Genomic DNA, 14,634 nt, shown 5'->3' with positions numbered 1-14,634 from the left:
ACGCCCCGATGGACCGTGCTGGGCATGGCCCCTTTCTGCCACTTGCCGCCGCCCTTTCTGAGCCAGCCCATGCCCAGAACCCGGCCAAAGCATTTGAAATTGCGTGTCACCAGATGTCTGACGAACTGGCTGGCTCAAAAATATGGTTTGAAGAGGCGATCAAGAGGATTGGACATCTACTTGACGCCCCGGAGCGGATGGCAACCGCTCTTTTGAACATGGGCTATGAAGATGGTGACCGCATGTTTCTTGAACGGTATATCGCCGCTCTTAACGCTCAGGCGGCCCCATGACCCCAGCCGACACCCTTGCCCAGACCTGGGAGGACCGGGCCGCGTTCCTCCGCCAGCTTCACCGCGACGAATTCGGCTGGAAGACCACCGAACCGCGTGGGGAGGCCGAGACGCTGCTGACCTGCGCACGGGAGTTGCGCGCCCTGGCAGCAGATGCGGACGCAGAGACGGTCACGCTGCCGCCGTTGCCCTCGCTCCGGGTCCAGGCGGCGCATGTGGTGCTGCTGCCACTGCTGGACGCGGAGTGGCGGAGTACCACCGAACTGTGGCAGGCGGTTCAGGGACAGGTGACGTGGGGGATTTTTCAGGCCGCCCTGCGCCGCGCGGTGGACGACGGCTGGGCCGAGCGGACCCCAAAGCAGAAACGAAAGATGGCGTACTGGCGACTGGCCCAGACGCCGGAGGTCCATCCATGAAAGACCGCGTGCCCACTGGCATCAATCAATTCGTCTACGTCCGCCTGACCCGGCGCGGCGTGGTGGTCCTGCGGAAGCACGAGGCCGCCCAGCGAGATCTGTTGCCGCAGTCCATGAAAACCGACTACGTGTTCCAGCAACCGGACCTGGACGGGCAGATGAGCTGGCCGCTCTGGCAGTTCATGGCGATCTTCGGCCCCGCCCAGTACAACGGCGCAGACACATGCTTTGAAGTCATCCAAATCGAGGTACACCCATGACGCATCCTGATCTCTCCGCCGATACGCAGTTTGAAGACGCCATCATCGCCAGCGTTGGGGAAGAGGGCCGCACCGTCACAATGGACACCGGCTGGTCTCTCGGCATTTCCGCTGGCCCATTCATCCCACAGCCCGGCCAGTCCATCCGCCTGTATGGCAAGGGCACCGGCTATCCCGTGCGAGGCATCGTGATTGACGGGCAGGTGTTCCTGTATCAGACCGAGGCCCAGCACATGGCCGAGTGGCAGCGGGACATCGACGAACGCCGCGAGAAAGACCGCGACGAATATCTGGAAGGGCGCGCCGCCCAGGAGGCCGCCATCGCCCTGCTGCCCACGCCCTTCCAGGCCCGCCTCGCCCGCTTCCTCAAGAACGCCCCGGACACCGCCTGGGCGCATCAGGGTTATGAGCTGGCCACCTGTCAGGCTGCCGTGGCGATTGCCGATGCAGTGGGGGAGGGCGTTCAGGCGTTCCGCGAGCTGACCTATGAGGAGCAGATCAAGCGGGTGCCTCTGCTGGACGAGCTGGGGCTAAGTGGCAACCAGTTCGGCATGGCGGTTCGTCTGGCGCATCTGTCTCAGGCCAATCCCTCTGCCGTATCGGAGAGCTGTGCAACCATCTCACCCCTCGTGGGCTGCCAGGAAGCGGGCTGCGTGCCGGGGCAGGGGCTGTGAGCGGCTCCTATGCCCTGACTGCCCTCGCCGACTGGCTGGAGGCCCGACAGGATTATCAGCGCCTGAGCGCCCTGCGCTTTGACGCACCGGAACCTGAGCTGAGCGATGCGGCCCTGCGGGTGCTACGGACGTTCAGTGAGCTGGAGAAGCTGGGGGGTCAGGATGTGCGGCGCTGGGCCACAGAGCTGGCGATGGGCACGGTGGTCATGGAGGGGCGGCGGGTGGGGCAATCTGCCAGAAGTGCCGAGATAGCCCGTGATCTTGGCATCGACGTGGCGGCAGCAAGGCTGGCAGGCGTGGGGCTGGGGATCCTGGACCCGGAGGCAGGAGCGTGAGCCTGCCCGATCTACTGATGGAGCTGGCCGAGCTGCTGCCTGAGCGGTTCAGCGTCCGCAGCATCCCTGTACGGACCTATCACGTCACCAGCTTCCATGGACGGGTGGATGGCAACCGGGAGTACCTGGGTTGCACGTCCACCATGAACACCCTAGACCAGCCTGGGGAAAGCTGGCAGCAGCGAGTAGCCCTGGAGGGCGCACTGCGCGAGGAATGCGACGAGCGCGGCTGGGAGTGGGCCATCTACCGCTCCGGCAAGACCTACCGAGCCGCGCTGTACCGCAACCCTGGCCAGGACTCCACGGAAGTCGAGGACGTGGATGACGTTGAATCCGAGGAACCCTCTCCCGCAGAGGCGCTGGCGGCTGTGGTGCTGGACGCGCTGAAGGCGAGCGCCGACTCATGAGCTGTGAGTATCCCACCCAGCACATTGACCGCCGATTTGAACACCGCCCGTTCAAGTGCCCCGCCTGCAAAGATGACGCCCGCAACCGCCAGACCGTTCTGGCCTTCCAGTCGGACGCCGAGATGCCCCGCACGGATTACGAGATCGGCTGTGAGGCGTGCGGTCTGGTCTACGAGGTGACGGTCTACCTGCGTGGCTCTGGCGGGCCACCCCTGACCGACGGCCCGGCCCGCGAACGCTGCCCGGCTTGCGATGGCAGCGGCGTGGGCGAGGAAGGGGCCTGCGCACTCTGCGACGGAGAGGGCCACGTTTGGGCCACGGATTTCGAGGGATGCGAGATGCGGGGACAGGTACCGCTGTTCTAGCTTTACGTTAAGTTGACCCCGCTCCGACGCTTTGTTGTGGTGGGGTCTTTGCTGGAATGCCTCCCCATTCCCCACAAACTGCACTCTGAAAGCCCCGTCCCACACACGCTAACTTTGAGGCGTTGTCCCACAGCCCCCCATCAATCCGCCCGCCGCCCGATGTGGCCCCGCGCACATTCCGCGCTAGCATCCTGCACATGGTTACAGCCACAGTGTTCAACCACGCCGGAGGGGCAGGGAAGACTTCAATCACCCTGAACGTGGGGCATGAGCTGTCTCGGATGGGCCTGCGGGTGTTGCTGGCCGATCTCGACCCACAGGGAAATTCTACGTCCTGGATGGGTTTAACGGATGTTGATCTTGCGGAAACAGTCTATCCCGTTGCCACCGAGGGCGCGCCCCTCCCCACTCCCCGGCAGGCCCACGGCCTCTCCGTCATCCCCGCCCAGGTGGATCTCGCTCAGGCCGAGATTGGTATCGCCAGCATGCCCGGCGCACACCTGTTCCTCCGGCAGGCGCTTCAGACAGTGTCGGATCAGTACGACGTGTGCCTGATCGACAGCCCGCCCAGCCTCGGCCAGCTCGCCATCCTCGGCGCGCTTGCGGCTGATCGCCTGATCGTGCCAGTGCCGACGCGGCAAAAGGGCCTCGACGCCCTGCCCGGCCTTCAGCGGGCCACCGCCCTGTATCGCCGCCTGCGCCCGGAACTGACGGTGGCCCTGTACGTGCCCACCCTATACGACGCCCGCCGCACGCATGACCGCACGGTATTGGACGAGCTGCGCGCCTACCTGTCCCCGCTCTCGGAACCCATGCCGCAGAGGGAGGCCGTGTGGCTGGACAGCACGATGGCCGGGGAGCCAGTGGGCGTGTATGCACCGGGCAGCCCCGTTCACGAGGACATCAAACGCCTGACGCGCGAAGTCGCGCAGGCCCTGGGAGTGGTGATATGACCGCGAGACCGAAGAAACCCAAACCCCGTCTGGGCCTCGAAGCCCTGTTGGGCGACGCCTCCGCCCTGGCCCGTCCCGGTCTGGACGCCCGCAGCGTGCCCCTTCAGAGTCTGCGCCCCGGCTCCTTCCAGCCACGCCGGATGTTTGCCCAGGCCGCCCTAGACGAACTGGCCCGCAGCATCCGGGAGCAGGGCGTCCTGCAACCCCTGCTGGTCCGGCCCGCCGAGGACGGATTTGAGATCATCGCGGGTGAACGGCGCTGGCGGGCCGCTGAACTGGCCGGGTTGAGCGAGGTGCCGGTGATCGTGCGGGATCTGGATGACACTGCCGCCCTGGCCGCCGCGCTGATCGAGAACCTGCAACGCGAGGGTTTGAGCATGTACGAGGAGGTCACGGCCACCGTGCGCCTCGCCGCCCTGGCCCTGGGCACCGATGCGGACGGCGCACGCGGGCGGCTGTACCGGGCCAGGAGCCACGGCGGCGAGGATGTCGCGGCGCTGGAGGCCCTATTCGCCCGGCTGGCCCTGGGGGAATGGACGAGCTTCGTGACCAATAAGCTCCGCATCCTGAGCTGGCCTCAGCCGGTGCTGGACGCGCTGGACGCCGGACTGCCGTACACGCTGGGCGGCGTGGTGGCGGCTGCGCCCTCAGAGCATCAGGCGGAGCTGCTGGCCCTGGCCCTGAGTGGAGCCACGCACCGGGAACTGAGGGACCGACTGGCCGCACTGCGGGACCGGCCCACCCGCACGGCCCTGAACGAGCGCGAGGTGGCCCGGCTGGGGCGCACGCTGGGCAGCGTGACGTGGCTGAGGCGGCTGAATGACAAGGAGCAGAGCGAGCTAAACAAGTGGATGGGGAAGATGCCGGACTCGGTCAAGAAGGCGCTGGGACAGGAATGAAGAACCGCGCCGCCCTGACGACAGGCGACGCGTGTATAGGGTTTCCGGAAAAGGGTGTTGCTGGCGTTTCCATGAGGACATTGAGAGGGGGATGGCAGGGGCGACGCTAGAGGATCGGCGTGCCCTTCTTGTTCCGCCTGTGCCTGGGGCTGATGCCGCTCATTTCTCTCCTGCAAAGATCAGTAGGCGCGGAATTACGATCACCCGCTCAGCGTTCGTGCCTGGACTGCGGACAACCAGCTCGGTATAGCCGCGCCGTGCCTGAAGCGAAAGTGCGCGGGTGATTTGCAGCGACTCCCGCACGCAGTCGGCCAGGCTGTTATACCTGCCCTCGTCCGTCATCTGCTCCAGCGTTCGAAGGCTGGTGTCATCGAACGTAAAGGCCACGCGCTTGCTCTTAATCCCCATCTACTTCCTCCTCTGGCTTGGCCTTGAGGGCTGCGCCGCGCATGTGTGACACGTTCTCGCTCAATTCTCTTGCCGCCTGTTCAGAGAGCGGCGCTTCCAGGGCGTATTCGCTCTCCAAAAACCCCGCCATCTGCCGCAGGTGCGTAGCTGCATGCCGGAGCATGTTGTTGCTTGCCTCATGGGTGACGTGATGGGCGATGGCCGCCACAAAATCAGCGTGATCGTGGGCCTGATTCGCCAGCCGCCGCGCCTTCTCTGATGCTTTTGCGTCTTTCATATCGCTTCTCCCCTTGCTTGAACCTGCGCCCACTTCTCCGGCCATTCCTTCTGAATCACCACCACGAAATACGGCTCCACTTCCCGGCGGTAGTGCGCAAGGTCCACCCCGATCATCTCTGCTGCCCGCCCGCGCGTGATCCAGCCCGACAACGCCGCCATGACGGCCAGCAACTCGAAATCGTTGTGAGCGCCCGCGCCCAGCAGTTCGACGGCCTCGCGGCGGCGGGTGGCCAGCGCCTCCAGTTGCGCCCTGACATCGGCCTTCACGCCGCCGCCGTTTTGGCTTTAAGTGCCTCCCGATACAGCGTCCGCACCTGCGCCAGCGCGTCCCGTTCCAGGCTCCACAACCCCTGCGCCCCTTTGTGGGGGACAGATTCAGAGAGCGGGGTCACGTCGGCCAGGTGCCAGTGGTACTGACCGAACACGCTCCAGGGGTTGTCGTGGTCCTCCCGCACATCGGCCAGCCGTGCCACGGCAATGATGCCAGTGGGCATGTAATCCGTTTCATTGGCGACTTCCAGACCGCACCGCAGTCTGAGCATGGTCTTTGGATCTTGCTCGCCTTCCCAGCCCATCGTGGTGATGACCGAAGCCAGGGATACCCGCGCTTCCGCACGCCCCGCCGTGTTCGGGCCGTGCAGCCGTCCGCCGTGAATTGCCAGATACATGCCGATCCGTCCGCCCTGCTTCTCTGGCCGCCAGGTCCGGTTCTCGATGTTCTTGCCGCCTTCCGCGATGACCCAGGCCCAGGGATGGGTCAGGGTGATGCCCTTGATCTGCATGGTGGTCATGACTCTGCGTCCAGGCGGCGCAGACTCGGTCCGTCCACCCATATGCCGCGTTTCCCGCCGTAGACGTGGGTGCATTCCGGCCAGTCCACGCGGCAGGCGGGAATGTCTACGCCATCCGACTGATAGATGCCCTCACCTGGCCTGCTGAGTTCGGTGATGTGCCCCCTTGTACCTGTCAGGATGTTCTTGCCACCGTTCAGCACTTCCACCTGATCGCCAATCTTGAAGCTGTTCATGCGCCCATCCCAGCAAACAGCGGCCCAAAGTTCAGCATGACGGTGGCGCTGGCCTCTGGCGTGCGACTCGAATAGAACGGCCCGCGCGCCGCTTCAAAGTGTAGGCCCCACGCCTCCACTCCGCCCGGCGTCAGGCTGGCAGCGGCGATCACCTGGGCATAGGCGAGTTTGCTCTGGCGGCGGTCCTGATCGAACGGGCCATGCAGCATGTCCTCGCAATAGGTGAGGCGGTCTTGAAAGCCCTCCTGCGCGTATAGCTCCTTCGCTGCGGCCTGGGCGTCGGTGATGCCACGCCGCTGGAAGTCAAGAATGCACTGCGGGACCATCAAGGCGAAGTAGATTTGCAGCTCCTGAGCGCGTTTGTCATTAAAATCCACCGGGTTCCTCCTCGTCAGTAACGTAAGGGCTGCGCGTTTCTTCCAGAGCTTGCCGGACAACGATCTCGAATCGGTCTCGCTTGGCGATCATCCAGCGCAGGCGTCGGCGGGCAGAGTGCCAACGAGCGCGGTCTCCTGGCAGATGGACAGGCTTGTCTTTCTTAAGTTGAGGCAGTTCCAGCAGCTCCTGAAGATGGCCCGTGTCGGCAGCCTGATGGTGGATGATGACGTTCAGGCGCTCAAGCTGGCGTAGATCATCGGCTAGAGTGCGGGTCACGGCCTTCCCTCCGGTCTCCAGACCTCGATCAGTTCCTCCAGGCCCAGAGTCCGTCCGAGCATCTGATCCAGCACGCCTGCCAGACAGGTCAGGGCGGTCACGCTGGCGTGGGCCAGATCGCCCCGGATCATGCTGTGGGTGATCGTGCGGGGCAGGCCCATCCGTTCAGCGGCGTCGGCCACAGCCTTCGCGGACAACTCGTTGTCAGCCACCAGACCGCCTACCAGCAGACGCACGCCGTAAGCCACTGGCTCCGGCTGGCGCACCCACATGGGCCGCCCGTTGCGGTCCCAGGTGTCCAGCGCCGCGTGCGCGATCTTCAGCGAGCGCCGATCTGGCCCAGTGGCTTCCAGAGCGTGGCCGTCGATGGCCGCCATGATGGTCTTCACGTCCACGTCCATCAGCCGCGCTGCCTTCACTGGGGTCAGCGGCATCAGCACCTGCTTGGGCTTGGGCGGGTCCGGCTGCTTGTTCTGCGGAACAGGAAAGTCGCGGGTGTCCATCCAGCGCACCAGCTCGGCGTGGGCAATCGTGGCAGGCCCGTACTTGTCGGGAAGTGGCGTCAGTTGCCCCAGACGGATGGCGCGGTACACCGTTGACTTGGGGACGTTGGCAAATGCGGCGGCGTCGCTTGTTCCGTAAACATCGTAATACGGCACTTTGCGCCGTTCACCTGACTTGGTCTTGCAGGGGTCAATACCGCCCATCAGCCATCCACCTTCGGCCGCGCGGCCATGAATGCTTCCAGCGCGGCCACCTCGTCCACGCCCACAGCCATGTACGCCCGCACCGGGCCGTCCGTCATCTCCTCCAACACTTTGGCAGCGGCAATGGGCAGGCGCATCAGGGCCTCGGCTCCCACGAGGCTGCGCTGGGTCACGCCACGGTGGGCCAGCTCCATCACGGCTCTACGGTCTGCCATGCTCATGGCTTCTCCTTTGAAGACTCCACAGTCAGACGCAGGTCGAGGTACTCGAGGAGTTCACTCCAGCGCCCGGGCATCTTGCTTGTACTGCCAGAAAGCATTCGGTTGACGTAGACCCTATTTACGCCGAGTGCTTCAGCGACCTGTTCCTGAGTCAATCCCTTCTCCTTGATGACGGTCTTTACTGCTTGCCTAACGTCCTGATTCATGCTCATAACGTAACGCCTCCCGTTGCGTTATGGGTAGAGTAACACTTGACGTAACGTACCGCAATAGGTTACTATAGGGACAGCAGAAAGGGCGCTAACCCCACTACGAGAAGCGCCCCACTGACTCCCCGTTCGAAGGAATCGAAATGAACTCTAACACCCGCGCCACCACCCGCACCTGGAACGCCTACACCACCTACCGCGAGTGCAGCGTCGTGACCGCCCTGGCCGTCCATGTCGTGACCATGACGCGCGCGGGCGCGAGCTTCATCGCCGAATTGGATGGACGCCCCGTGGACATGCTGCATGCGGACCGCGTTCTGCGCGCCGCCGATCGCCTGGAAGTGGTGGTCGAGGTGCTGGAAGCGGCCCCCATCGGCAAGGCCACCGCCTGCGCTTTGCACCGCGAGCTGGGCGCACTGGGCTACAAAAGCCACTACGCGCTGGCGAGCGAGGTTCTCGGAGTGCCGGTGCCCAGTCTGGCCGCGCTGACTGCCGAGGATGCGGCTGTGGTCCGTTCATACGCTTACGGCCAGATGGGGCGTGCCGCATGAGCAGCTTCCCCGTCAGCATCCCCGACATTGCCGAGGATTTCGATACCGTTACCGTACGCGTGGGCCGCATCCTGACCGAGGCCGAGGTGGCGCAGGTGGGCGGCTGCCTGGGCTACGCGCTGCGCGTGCATGTGGCTGGGGAAGACCTGGGGGACCCGGAGAGCGTGGCCTACCAGGGCGGTCAGACGATCATCCGGTACTTTTTCGACAGCACCAAGGCCCAGCGGAGCGATCCTGACCCCCAGCACGCCTTCCAGGTTGCCGCCGAATTCATTTTTGATGGCACACCTATCCGCAGCAGCAACCGGAGTGGCCCAAACACTGCCGGTACCCGCCTGATTCAGGGCATCGGCCCCGTCGCGCTGGCCTTCAGCGTGAATGAATACCCCGAACCCACCCCGCCCGCCGCTCCTGCCCTGCCGGACCCCTCGGAGCTGCTGGCGGCGCATCAGGCCATGCTGAATGCCCAGGCCCGCTACGCTCAAGCTGTGAGCGACTTCCGGGGCCACGCATGACCCGCTTCATCGTGGTGATCCCGGCAGGTGGGGAACCGCTGGCGGTGCCGCTCGGCGAGGATCGTCTGGCCACGTTGCAGAGCGCGGTGGGCGGGCACATTGACTATCTCCCCGAGGCATTCCACGAACTGGACGGGTTTGAGGTGGTCCATCTGGACGACTGGCATGGACGGGCAGCCAATCCCGCCGCCTCGCGCCTGATCGGCCTGCCCACGGCCTGCGAACCCCTGCGCGGCCCCGTCGTGCTGGTGCCGCTGCCGCAGGGCCAGGACAACCGGGCTGAGCGGGCACATCAGCGGCGCTATTTCGGGATGCTGGACGCGGTGGAGTGCGGCTTCTGCTCGGCAGACGAGGCGGGCATCGGCGCGCTGATTCGGGTGGCCTAGCTCATCTGGCAGATGTGCGCTGAGCGGGCCTCCTGAACACTGGACATCAGGAGGCCCCTGCCCATGACCCTGACCGCCGATCCCCGTCCACGCGCCCACCTGCAAGGGCGCAACGCCTACGCCGCGCTGGCCGCCTGCATGATGGCTGCTCGTTACGCCGGATGGAGCGACGCGCAGATCCGTGCGTTCCGGCTGCGGGCCACTTCTGGCAGCGTCGAGGACGTGTTGCGGGCCTGCTGGACGGAGTTTAAAGCGCGCTAATACTGGGACTCCGGAAAGTCCTGTTGTTACCACTGCCAGTAATCGCCGTGGCGGTTGTGCGCCCGCCTGGCCTGCTCGTGAAGATAAGCGGCCACAAGGTGCAGGTCCGCTCCATACATGAGATCGCTGGACGGCTCCCTCCGGGTGGTGGCCCACTCGCTCAGCTCGCCCAGGTGGACCAGATACTGGTGGGCATCCTCGTCAAAGGCCCGCCTCGCCCGTTTGGACTGGCTGGCCAGTTTGCTTTTCGCCCGGAATTCCTGCCCGAAGATCGCCTTCGCCCGCAACACGCGGAAGGAATGGCCGCGTCCACTGCGATCAATATCGCGGATGACCCGGTTCATGCTCTCGGTATAGGCGTTCGTCAGGCGATACTCGAAATACGCCATGATCTCGCCCTCCCAATTGCTCATGGCCGTCACCAGCTCATGCCACGGCCCGCCCTTGATCCGCAGGGATTCGGGAACGCTGGCAAGCCAGCGGGCGTATCTGCGCCGGGCCTCCAACGCCGTGCTGGCGTCATACACGCCATAGAACCGTTCTTTCAGCTCATAGGCGGCGATCAGGTCCGGGAACTCCCCGCGCCAGTTCTCGATGTCCCGGACCTCCTTTTCGGTCAGGGTCTTGCGCCGCTTGAGGAGTGTGTAGCGGTTGCCGCGCATCCGACGGCGCTGCGCGGGATCCAGACCTTTGCGGTAACTCTTGCGAATCTGCTCCAGGGCATGGTTCGCCAGCCGCACCACATGCCATTTGTCCACGATCACCGCCGCGTGGGGCAGCACCTCCCGGACGGCGTCCCGGTAGGGCCGCCACATATCGATGGTCACGGCCTGCACTGTGGGGGCGTCCAGGGTGCGCAGGAAGGTAATGATGGTGGCCTTGCTGCGGTCTTCGAGCATCTCGATCAGGGTTTCGTCGCCAATATTCGTGAACACGGCGCGCGGCGTGTCGCCGATGTACAGCTCATCAATCCCCAGCCATTCGGGCGTCTCGAACTTCGCGTTGCGTTCCAGCCGCTGCACCAGATTGTCCTGGATGTTGCGGACGGTTTTGTCGTCCACGCCGTACATATGGGCCGTCTGGATGTTGCTCAGGGTCAGGCAGTCGCGCTCGATGGCCTCCACCAGGCGGCGGGTGGCCTGGCGGTCCGGGTGGACCCACGCCAGGGGTTCGAGGCTGGTGGCCCCGCAGCTCTTGCAGCGGTAGCGTTGCCGCTCGATCACCAGCCGGACGTGTGCGGCGTAGATGGGGGTGTCGGCGAGATGCTGTTCGATGCGGCTGAAGCGGATCAAGTCCCCAAACACTCCGCATTTGGGACAGGCGTTCAGGCGTGGTGTGTGCTGCACTTTCAAGACGTACAGGCTGTGGCCCAGCTCGTTGCCGTATCGGCCCTCTATGACCCGCGTGCCAGGCAGGGCGAGCGTGGGTAGCTCATCAGCCTGGAGGACGCAGAATTCCGACACTGGAGGAGCTTACTGTCCTTCTGGACACCCTAGATACAGGAATGAGGCGGGGTGCCAGGGGGCGCGGCTGCACTGGCCAGGGCTTTCGGGCGGGATTGACCTTATTCCGTTGATAGAATTACGCAATGAGCGAAACGTCACCCGCCCCCACGTTCACCATTCCCGCCCTCCAAAAAGCCCATCAGTTCGGCGCACTTGAGCGAATCGTCGAACTGATGCTTGAAGGGCGGAGCGCCGAAGTCCTGTGCGTGACGGGCGGCCTGGCCGCTGGACAGCTCTCCCTTGGGACCGCCGAAGACGACGGTGCCCTTCTGGACGAATTGGAGTGCCATATCTGGGCGAGAATCCAGGAGGAAACGCCTGTCGCCACCGCTTTTCTGGAGACGTACAGGGATCACCCTGTCCTTATCGGCGTCATCGAGATGCTGCATGACGAGGCACCCGTTCAGCGACTGTGGGCACTCCTGACGGGACTGATGATCGGCGCACGGAGTCCTTATCCCCGCATGCACGGGATGATCATGGTCAACACGCTGAGCAACCAGGTGGAGGCGGCCAGGGGCAGGGAGGCTGCTATTCCGAACTGATGGGCTACTGGTGGGTCAGAGTTGATGCTCCGGGCAAGGTTCCACGAATTCCACGTCCAGCCAGTACTCCGCCTGATCCCAGTCCAGTGGGTTCAACTCGGCACACCACGCGGCCCAGGCCGCAGCCCGGGCTTCCTCGTGGCAGCCCAGGTAATCCGCGAGGGCCGTCCGCTCAGCAGGGGAGGGGAGGTCATCGGACTGACCAAATGACTAATTTGTTCAACCACCTTTTTAATCCCCTAAAGAAATTAATTCTCCACGCCGAAAACGCGAATTTAAAGTCTTTTCAAGATCTTCAGCAAGTATCTTAAGATCACCCTCAACAATGCCGTTTAATATAATCCCAGCCACGAGTCCCGTCGCATCCTTCAAAACAGTGCGATGTAACTGAAGATGGGATCGCGCTTCTGTTTCTGCTTCATTACTATCCATCAGAAAACCTTGTTGCTGACTAGCGACTTCAAATTTTCTCTTGACGTCTGCCATCGCCTCCAAGTCTCCTGAACTCATGTCTCCACCAGTACGATGCAGCTTGCCTTTGCGGAAAACTTCTAGTGTCGGCTCCATCGTTTCGGGGGCTATATAAGTGGTCAATACGTAATCCAATTGCTGAGGGCCATCGCGCAAATATCCATTTGCTGCCGCATCATGATCTTCAAGCAGGTCCGGCCCACCTGGAAGAGATACTTCACCCACTATGTATTGATCCTCTGTTAAAAAGAGATGGGATGCGGCGACATGGGAAGCTTCGTGATACGCAAGCCGGATCATTTGGATTAGGGTCATTGCTTGCTTGGCCATCTTGTCGTCCAAAGTAGGCTCCTGCTGGAGCCGTGACAATTCCTGTCCCGCAGGAGTGTGAGCGATCCCCTGCACCTGTTCTAGAAATATCGGGATGGCTTGATATAGAACGGATCGTCCCTCATCAGTGTCGAAAAGCCATATCTCTAGGTCGCCAAAAGGAACGTCGGGAAGCTGCAACATGGCCTGCTTATAGCAGAATTCATGATCTATTCGACCTTCGATATCTGTGCGGTTCTCTTGCCGCAAAAATGTATCTAATCAGCAAACAGCGGCGTCGCTCCCTTATCTTTCCCTTTCTTGCCCGTCAGGCTCTGCGCCGGTTTGCGTTCCAGACTTACGTTGACTGAGCCAGCAGGCAGTTGCGGGCGTTTACCGTCGATCACATCCGCCGCCGTCAAGATCTGCAGTTTCGGGAAGGTCCGCCCCTCCCATTCGTAAGAGCCTGCCTGAGCGGTCTCCTGAATCATGCCTTTTGTTGGCTCATGCGCGAGCAGCAGCACCCCGATGGCAGCAGCCTCCCGCTCCACTGTGCCGCGAAGATCTCTGACCATGGCTGGTCCAATGTTGTGACCCGCCTTGACGCTGATGATCACCTTCTCGATCTTGCCGCCAGTAGGCGTGCGGAAGAAGATCTGGCCGTCGATACCCCGGTCCGGCCCCTTCTTCCCGCGCCGGTCATCGCCTACCGCCCCGAACGCGGTTCCACCAATTTCATGGACGGCCCAAAACTGGAACTGGAAGGGATTGTTCTCAGCCAGGAACCTAGCCCCGGCCTTGTCGATGGGAAGCGAGAGTTCCTCGTATCCCTTGCCTGGCAGCAACTGGTGGTCCGTCCTGAGTCGTTCTTTGATCAGGGAGATGCTCAGGTGGGTGACATCGATGCCTACCCAGGCGCGCCCCAACTTCTCGGCGGCGCTGATGGTGGTGCCGCAGCCGCAGAACGGGTCCAGCACCACGTCGCCAGGATTGCTGCTGGCCTGGATGATGCGTTCCAGCAGACTCACGGGCTTCTGGGTGGGATAGCCCAGCCGCTCTTGAGCTTGAGAAGAGAGCGGACCAATGTCTGTGATGACGTCCTGAATGGAGACTCCAGGCATCTCTCTTAAAAAACGCTTTAAGGCCAGCCGCTTCGTTTTGTCTGGGGGATAGTGGATTCGCCCCTCGTCGTGCAAACGCTGCATCGTTTCGGGCTTGTACGCCCAGCCATTGGCGTGTGGCTGATAGCCCTTCCATTCATACATCAGGTTGGGACGTGGCGAGGGGCTGCGCATGTCGCTCAAGCGATATGGCCCGCGCCCATCCCCGTCGTCATGCCGGTAGAACTGCTGGACGTACTTCTCGTCGTAGGGGGTATGGACAGCGTTCCAGGTAAATTTCTTCCCCTTGACGTAGTACAGGATGACGTCGTGAATGTCACCCCAGCGCTTGCTGTCGTTGTGCGCGCTGCTGCGCTTCCAGATGATCTCATTGCGAAACTGTTGAGCGCCGAAGATGATGTCCAGCACGATCTTCAGGTAGTGGCTGGCGGCTGGATCGCAGTGCAGGTAGAAACTGCCAGTGGGCTTCAGTACCCGGTGCAGTTCCACGAGGCGGACGGCCATCATGACCAGGTAGGCGCTGAGGCTGTTCTTGCCCAGACGCCGCACTGTCTCGTCTAAGAACGTTGCTAGTTCTCCATACCGGACTAGGAGGTCCTGCATGGCCTGTTCACTTTCCTCGCCCCAGACCCAGGTGTCTTTGAAGGCGAAGGCCTGGGCGTCGCTGCTGTCACCCTTATGGTCTTTGAAGAGGATGTTATAGCCCGCCTGGGAATTAAAGGGGGGATCCAGGTAGACGAGGTCAATGCTGCTAGCGGCAATCTCGTCACGTAAAACGGTCAAGTTGTCGCCGTGATAGAGAAATTTCACGCTGAGCCTCCAGTACTGGGTGACAGCAGTCGCCTGCCCCATCCAGTTGCCAG

Annotated in this window: 27 protein-coding genes; 14 read left to right on the top strand and 13 right to left on the bottom strand. The window is 62.9% G+C overall.

Going from position 1 to position 14,634, the window contains the following annotated elements:
* Nucleotides 1–8: 8 nt before the first annotated feature.
* The 9 genes from BOO71_RS00835 (at nt 9) to BOO71_RS00795 (ending at nt 4,602) form a co-directional block, all read left to right on the top strand.
* Nucleotides 9–293, top strand: a complete 285-nt coding sequence (locus BOO71_RS00835; RefSeq protein WP_075830105.1) for a hypothetical protein — start codon at nt 9–11, stop codon at nt 291–293.
* The gene (locus BOO71_RS00830; protein WP_075830104.1) at nt 290–709 is read left to right on the top strand and encodes a hypothetical protein; all 420 of its coding nucleotides are present in this window, start codon (nt 290–292) and stop codon (nt 707–709) included. The genes BOO71_RS00835 and BOO71_RS00830 overlap by 4 nt, the downstream gene beginning before the upstream one ends.
* Entirely contained in the window at nt 706–969 is a 264-nt protein-coding gene (locus BOO71_RS00825; RefSeq protein ID WP_075830103.1) for a hypothetical protein, read from the top strand. Before BOO71_RS00830 ends, BOO71_RS00825 begins: the two co-directional genes overlap by 4 nt.
* Nucleotides 966–1,643, top strand: a complete 678-nt coding sequence (locus tag BOO71_RS00820; protein ID WP_075830102.1) for a hypothetical protein — start codon at nt 966–968, stop codon at nt 1,641–1,643. Before BOO71_RS00825 ends, BOO71_RS00820 begins: the two co-directional genes overlap by 4 nt.
* Nucleotides 1,640–1,978 (top strand): hypothetical protein, encoded by a 339-nt coding sequence (locus tag BOO71_RS00815; RefSeq protein ID WP_075830101.1) that lies wholly within the window; start codon nt 1,640–1,642, stop codon nt 1,976–1,978. The genes BOO71_RS00820 and BOO71_RS00815 overlap by 4 nt, the downstream gene beginning before the upstream one ends.
* Nucleotides 1,975–2,385: a hypothetical protein gene (locus BOO71_RS00810; RefSeq protein WP_075830100.1), complete on the top strand. Its 411-nt coding sequence runs from the start codon at nt 1,975–1,977 to the stop codon at nt 2,383–2,385. The genes BOO71_RS00815 and BOO71_RS00810 overlap by 4 nt, the downstream gene beginning before the upstream one ends.
* On the top strand, nt 2,382–2,750 hold the full coding sequence (locus BOO71_RS00805; protein WP_075830099.1) for a hypothetical protein: 369 nt from the start codon (nt 2,382–2,384) through the stop codon (nt 2,748–2,750). The genes BOO71_RS00810 and BOO71_RS00805 overlap by 4 nt, the downstream gene beginning before the upstream one ends.
* A gap of 197 nt (nt 2,751–2,947) precedes the next feature.
* Entirely contained in the window at nt 2,948–3,703 is a 756-nt protein-coding gene (locus BOO71_RS00800; protein WP_075830098.1) for a ParA family protein, read from the top strand.
* Nucleotides 3,700–4,602: a ParB/RepB/Spo0J family partition protein gene (locus tag BOO71_RS00795; protein WP_075830097.1), complete on the top strand. Its 903-nt coding sequence runs from the start codon at nt 3,700–3,702 to the stop codon at nt 4,600–4,602. The genes BOO71_RS00800 and BOO71_RS00795 overlap by 4 nt, the downstream gene beginning before the upstream one ends.
* A 159-nt stretch (nt 4,603–4,761) precedes the next feature.
* Here BOO71_RS00795 and BOO71_RS00790 read toward each other — a convergent pair whose 3' ends face one another.
* From BOO71_RS00790 to BOO71_RS00750, 10 genes are read right to left on the bottom strand one after another with little or no spacing between them, the layout of a single operon-like run.
* Nucleotides 4,762–5,010 (bottom strand): hypothetical protein, encoded by a 249-nt coding sequence (locus tag BOO71_RS00790; protein WP_075830096.1) that lies wholly within the window; start codon nt 5,008–5,010, stop codon nt 4,762–4,764.
* Nucleotides 5,000–5,287, bottom strand: a complete 288-nt coding sequence (locus BOO71_RS00785; protein WP_075830095.1) for a hypothetical protein — start codon at nt 5,285–5,287, stop codon at nt 5,000–5,002. Before BOO71_RS00785 ends, BOO71_RS00790 begins: the two co-directional genes overlap by 11 nt.
* On the bottom strand, nt 5,284–5,556 hold the full coding sequence (locus tag BOO71_RS00780; protein WP_075830094.1) for a hypothetical protein: 273 nt from the start codon (nt 5,554–5,556) through the stop codon (nt 5,284–5,286). The genes BOO71_RS00785 and BOO71_RS00780 overlap by 4 nt, the downstream gene beginning before the upstream one ends.
* A complete protein-coding gene (locus tag BOO71_RS00775; RefSeq protein ID WP_075830093.1) occupies nt 5,553–6,080 on the bottom strand; it encodes a hypothetical protein in 528 nt (175 codons plus the stop codon). Before BOO71_RS00775 ends, BOO71_RS00780 begins: the two co-directional genes overlap by 4 nt.
* On the bottom strand, nt 6,077–6,316 hold the full coding sequence (locus BOO71_RS00770; protein ID WP_075830092.1) for a hypothetical protein: 240 nt from the start codon (nt 6,314–6,316) through the stop codon (nt 6,077–6,079). Before BOO71_RS00770 ends, BOO71_RS00775 begins: the two co-directional genes overlap by 4 nt.
* Nucleotides 6,313–6,693 carry a hypothetical protein gene (locus BOO71_RS00765; RefSeq protein ID WP_075830091.1) on the bottom strand — a complete coding sequence of 127 codons (381 nt, stop codon included), beginning with the start codon at nt 6,691–6,693 and terminating at the stop codon, nt 6,313–6,315. The genes BOO71_RS00770 and BOO71_RS00765 overlap by 4 nt, the downstream gene beginning before the upstream one ends.
* The gene (locus BOO71_RS26620) at nt 6,683–6,970 is read right to left on the bottom strand and encodes a hypothetical protein (protein ID WP_139322654.1); all 288 of its coding nucleotides are present in this window, start codon (nt 6,968–6,970) and stop codon (nt 6,683–6,685) included. Before BOO71_RS26620 ends, BOO71_RS00765 begins: the two co-directional genes overlap by 11 nt.
* Entirely contained in the window at nt 6,967–7,677 is a 711-nt protein-coding gene (locus BOO71_RS00760; RefSeq protein ID WP_075830090.1) for a helix-turn-helix domain-containing protein, read from the bottom strand. Before BOO71_RS00760 ends, BOO71_RS26620 begins: the two co-directional genes overlap by 4 nt.
* Nucleotides 7,677–7,892 (bottom strand): hypothetical protein, encoded by a 216-nt coding sequence (locus tag BOO71_RS00755; protein ID WP_139322653.1) that lies wholly within the window; start codon nt 7,890–7,892, stop codon nt 7,677–7,679. The genes BOO71_RS00760 and BOO71_RS00755 overlap by 1 nt, the downstream gene beginning before the upstream one ends.
* A gap of 2 nt (nt 7,893–7,894) precedes the next feature.
* Nucleotides 7,895–8,104 carry a helix-turn-helix transcriptional regulator gene (locus BOO71_RS00750; RefSeq protein WP_175607322.1) on the bottom strand — a complete coding sequence of 70 codons (210 nt, stop codon included), beginning with the start codon at nt 8,102–8,104 and terminating at the stop codon, nt 7,895–7,897.
* Between the two features lie 146 nt (nt 8,105–8,250).
* Here BOO71_RS00750 and BOO71_RS00745 point away from each other — a divergent pair, with 146 nt between their 5' ends.
* The 4 genes from BOO71_RS00745 (at nt 8,251) to BOO71_RS00730 (ending at nt 9,820) form a co-directional block, all read left to right on the top strand.
* Nucleotides 8,251–8,658: a hypothetical protein gene (locus tag BOO71_RS00745; protein WP_075830087.1), complete on the top strand. Its 408-nt coding sequence runs from the start codon at nt 8,251–8,253 to the stop codon at nt 8,656–8,658.
* Nucleotides 8,655–9,173 (top strand): hypothetical protein, encoded by a 519-nt coding sequence (locus BOO71_RS00740; RefSeq protein ID WP_075830086.1) that lies wholly within the window; start codon nt 8,655–8,657, stop codon nt 9,171–9,173. Before BOO71_RS00745 ends, BOO71_RS00740 begins: the two co-directional genes overlap by 4 nt.
* A complete protein-coding gene (locus BOO71_RS00735; RefSeq protein ID WP_075830085.1) occupies nt 9,170–9,559 on the top strand; it encodes a hypothetical protein in 390 nt (129 codons plus the stop codon). The genes BOO71_RS00740 and BOO71_RS00735 overlap by 4 nt, the downstream gene beginning before the upstream one ends.
* A 63-nt stretch (nt 9,560–9,622) precedes the next feature.
* The gene (locus BOO71_RS00730) at nt 9,623–9,820 is read left to right on the top strand and encodes a hypothetical protein (RefSeq protein WP_075830084.1); all 198 of its coding nucleotides are present in this window, start codon (nt 9,623–9,625) and stop codon (nt 9,818–9,820) included.
* A 26-nt stretch (nt 9,821–9,846) separates the two neighbouring features.
* Here the strand turns inward: BOO71_RS00730 and BOO71_RS00725 are convergent, their stop codons facing one another.
* Nucleotides 9,847–11,283, bottom strand: coding sequence for an ISL3 family transposase (locus BOO71_RS00725; RefSeq protein WP_075830083.1), 1,437 nt, complete (start codon nt 11,281–11,283; stop codon nt 9,847–9,849).
* Between the two features lie 125 nt (nt 11,284–11,408).
* Between BOO71_RS00725 and BOO71_RS00720 the strand changes: the two genes are divergently transcribed.
* Nucleotides 11,409–11,870, top strand: coding sequence for a hypothetical protein (locus BOO71_RS00720; RefSeq protein ID WP_075830082.1), 462 nt, complete (start codon nt 11,409–11,411; stop codon nt 11,868–11,870).
* Between the two features lie 231 nt (nt 11,871–12,101).
* Here BOO71_RS00720 and BOO71_RS00715 read toward each other — a convergent pair whose 3' ends face one another.
* On the bottom strand, nt 12,102–12,854 hold the full coding sequence (locus BOO71_RS00715; protein WP_075830081.1) for a hypothetical protein: 753 nt from the start codon (nt 12,852–12,854) through the stop codon (nt 12,102–12,104).
* Nucleotides 12,855–12,928: 74 nt separating this feature from the next.
* On the bottom strand, nt 12,929–14,581 hold the full coding sequence (locus BOO71_RS00710) for a DNA methyltransferase (protein WP_217694830.1): 1,653 nt from the start codon (nt 14,579–14,581) through the stop codon (nt 12,929–12,931).
* Nucleotides 14,582–14,634: the final 53 nt, after the last annotated feature.

It is taken from the genome of Deinococcus marmoris (assembly GCF_001949125.1).
Taxonomy (GTDB): Bacteria; Deinococcota; Deinococci; order Deinococcales; family Deinococcaceae; genus Deinococcus; species Deinococcus marmoris_A.
The sequence above is the reverse complement of the archived record's forward strand: the minus strand, read 5'-3'. Positions and strand labels throughout refer to the sequence as shown.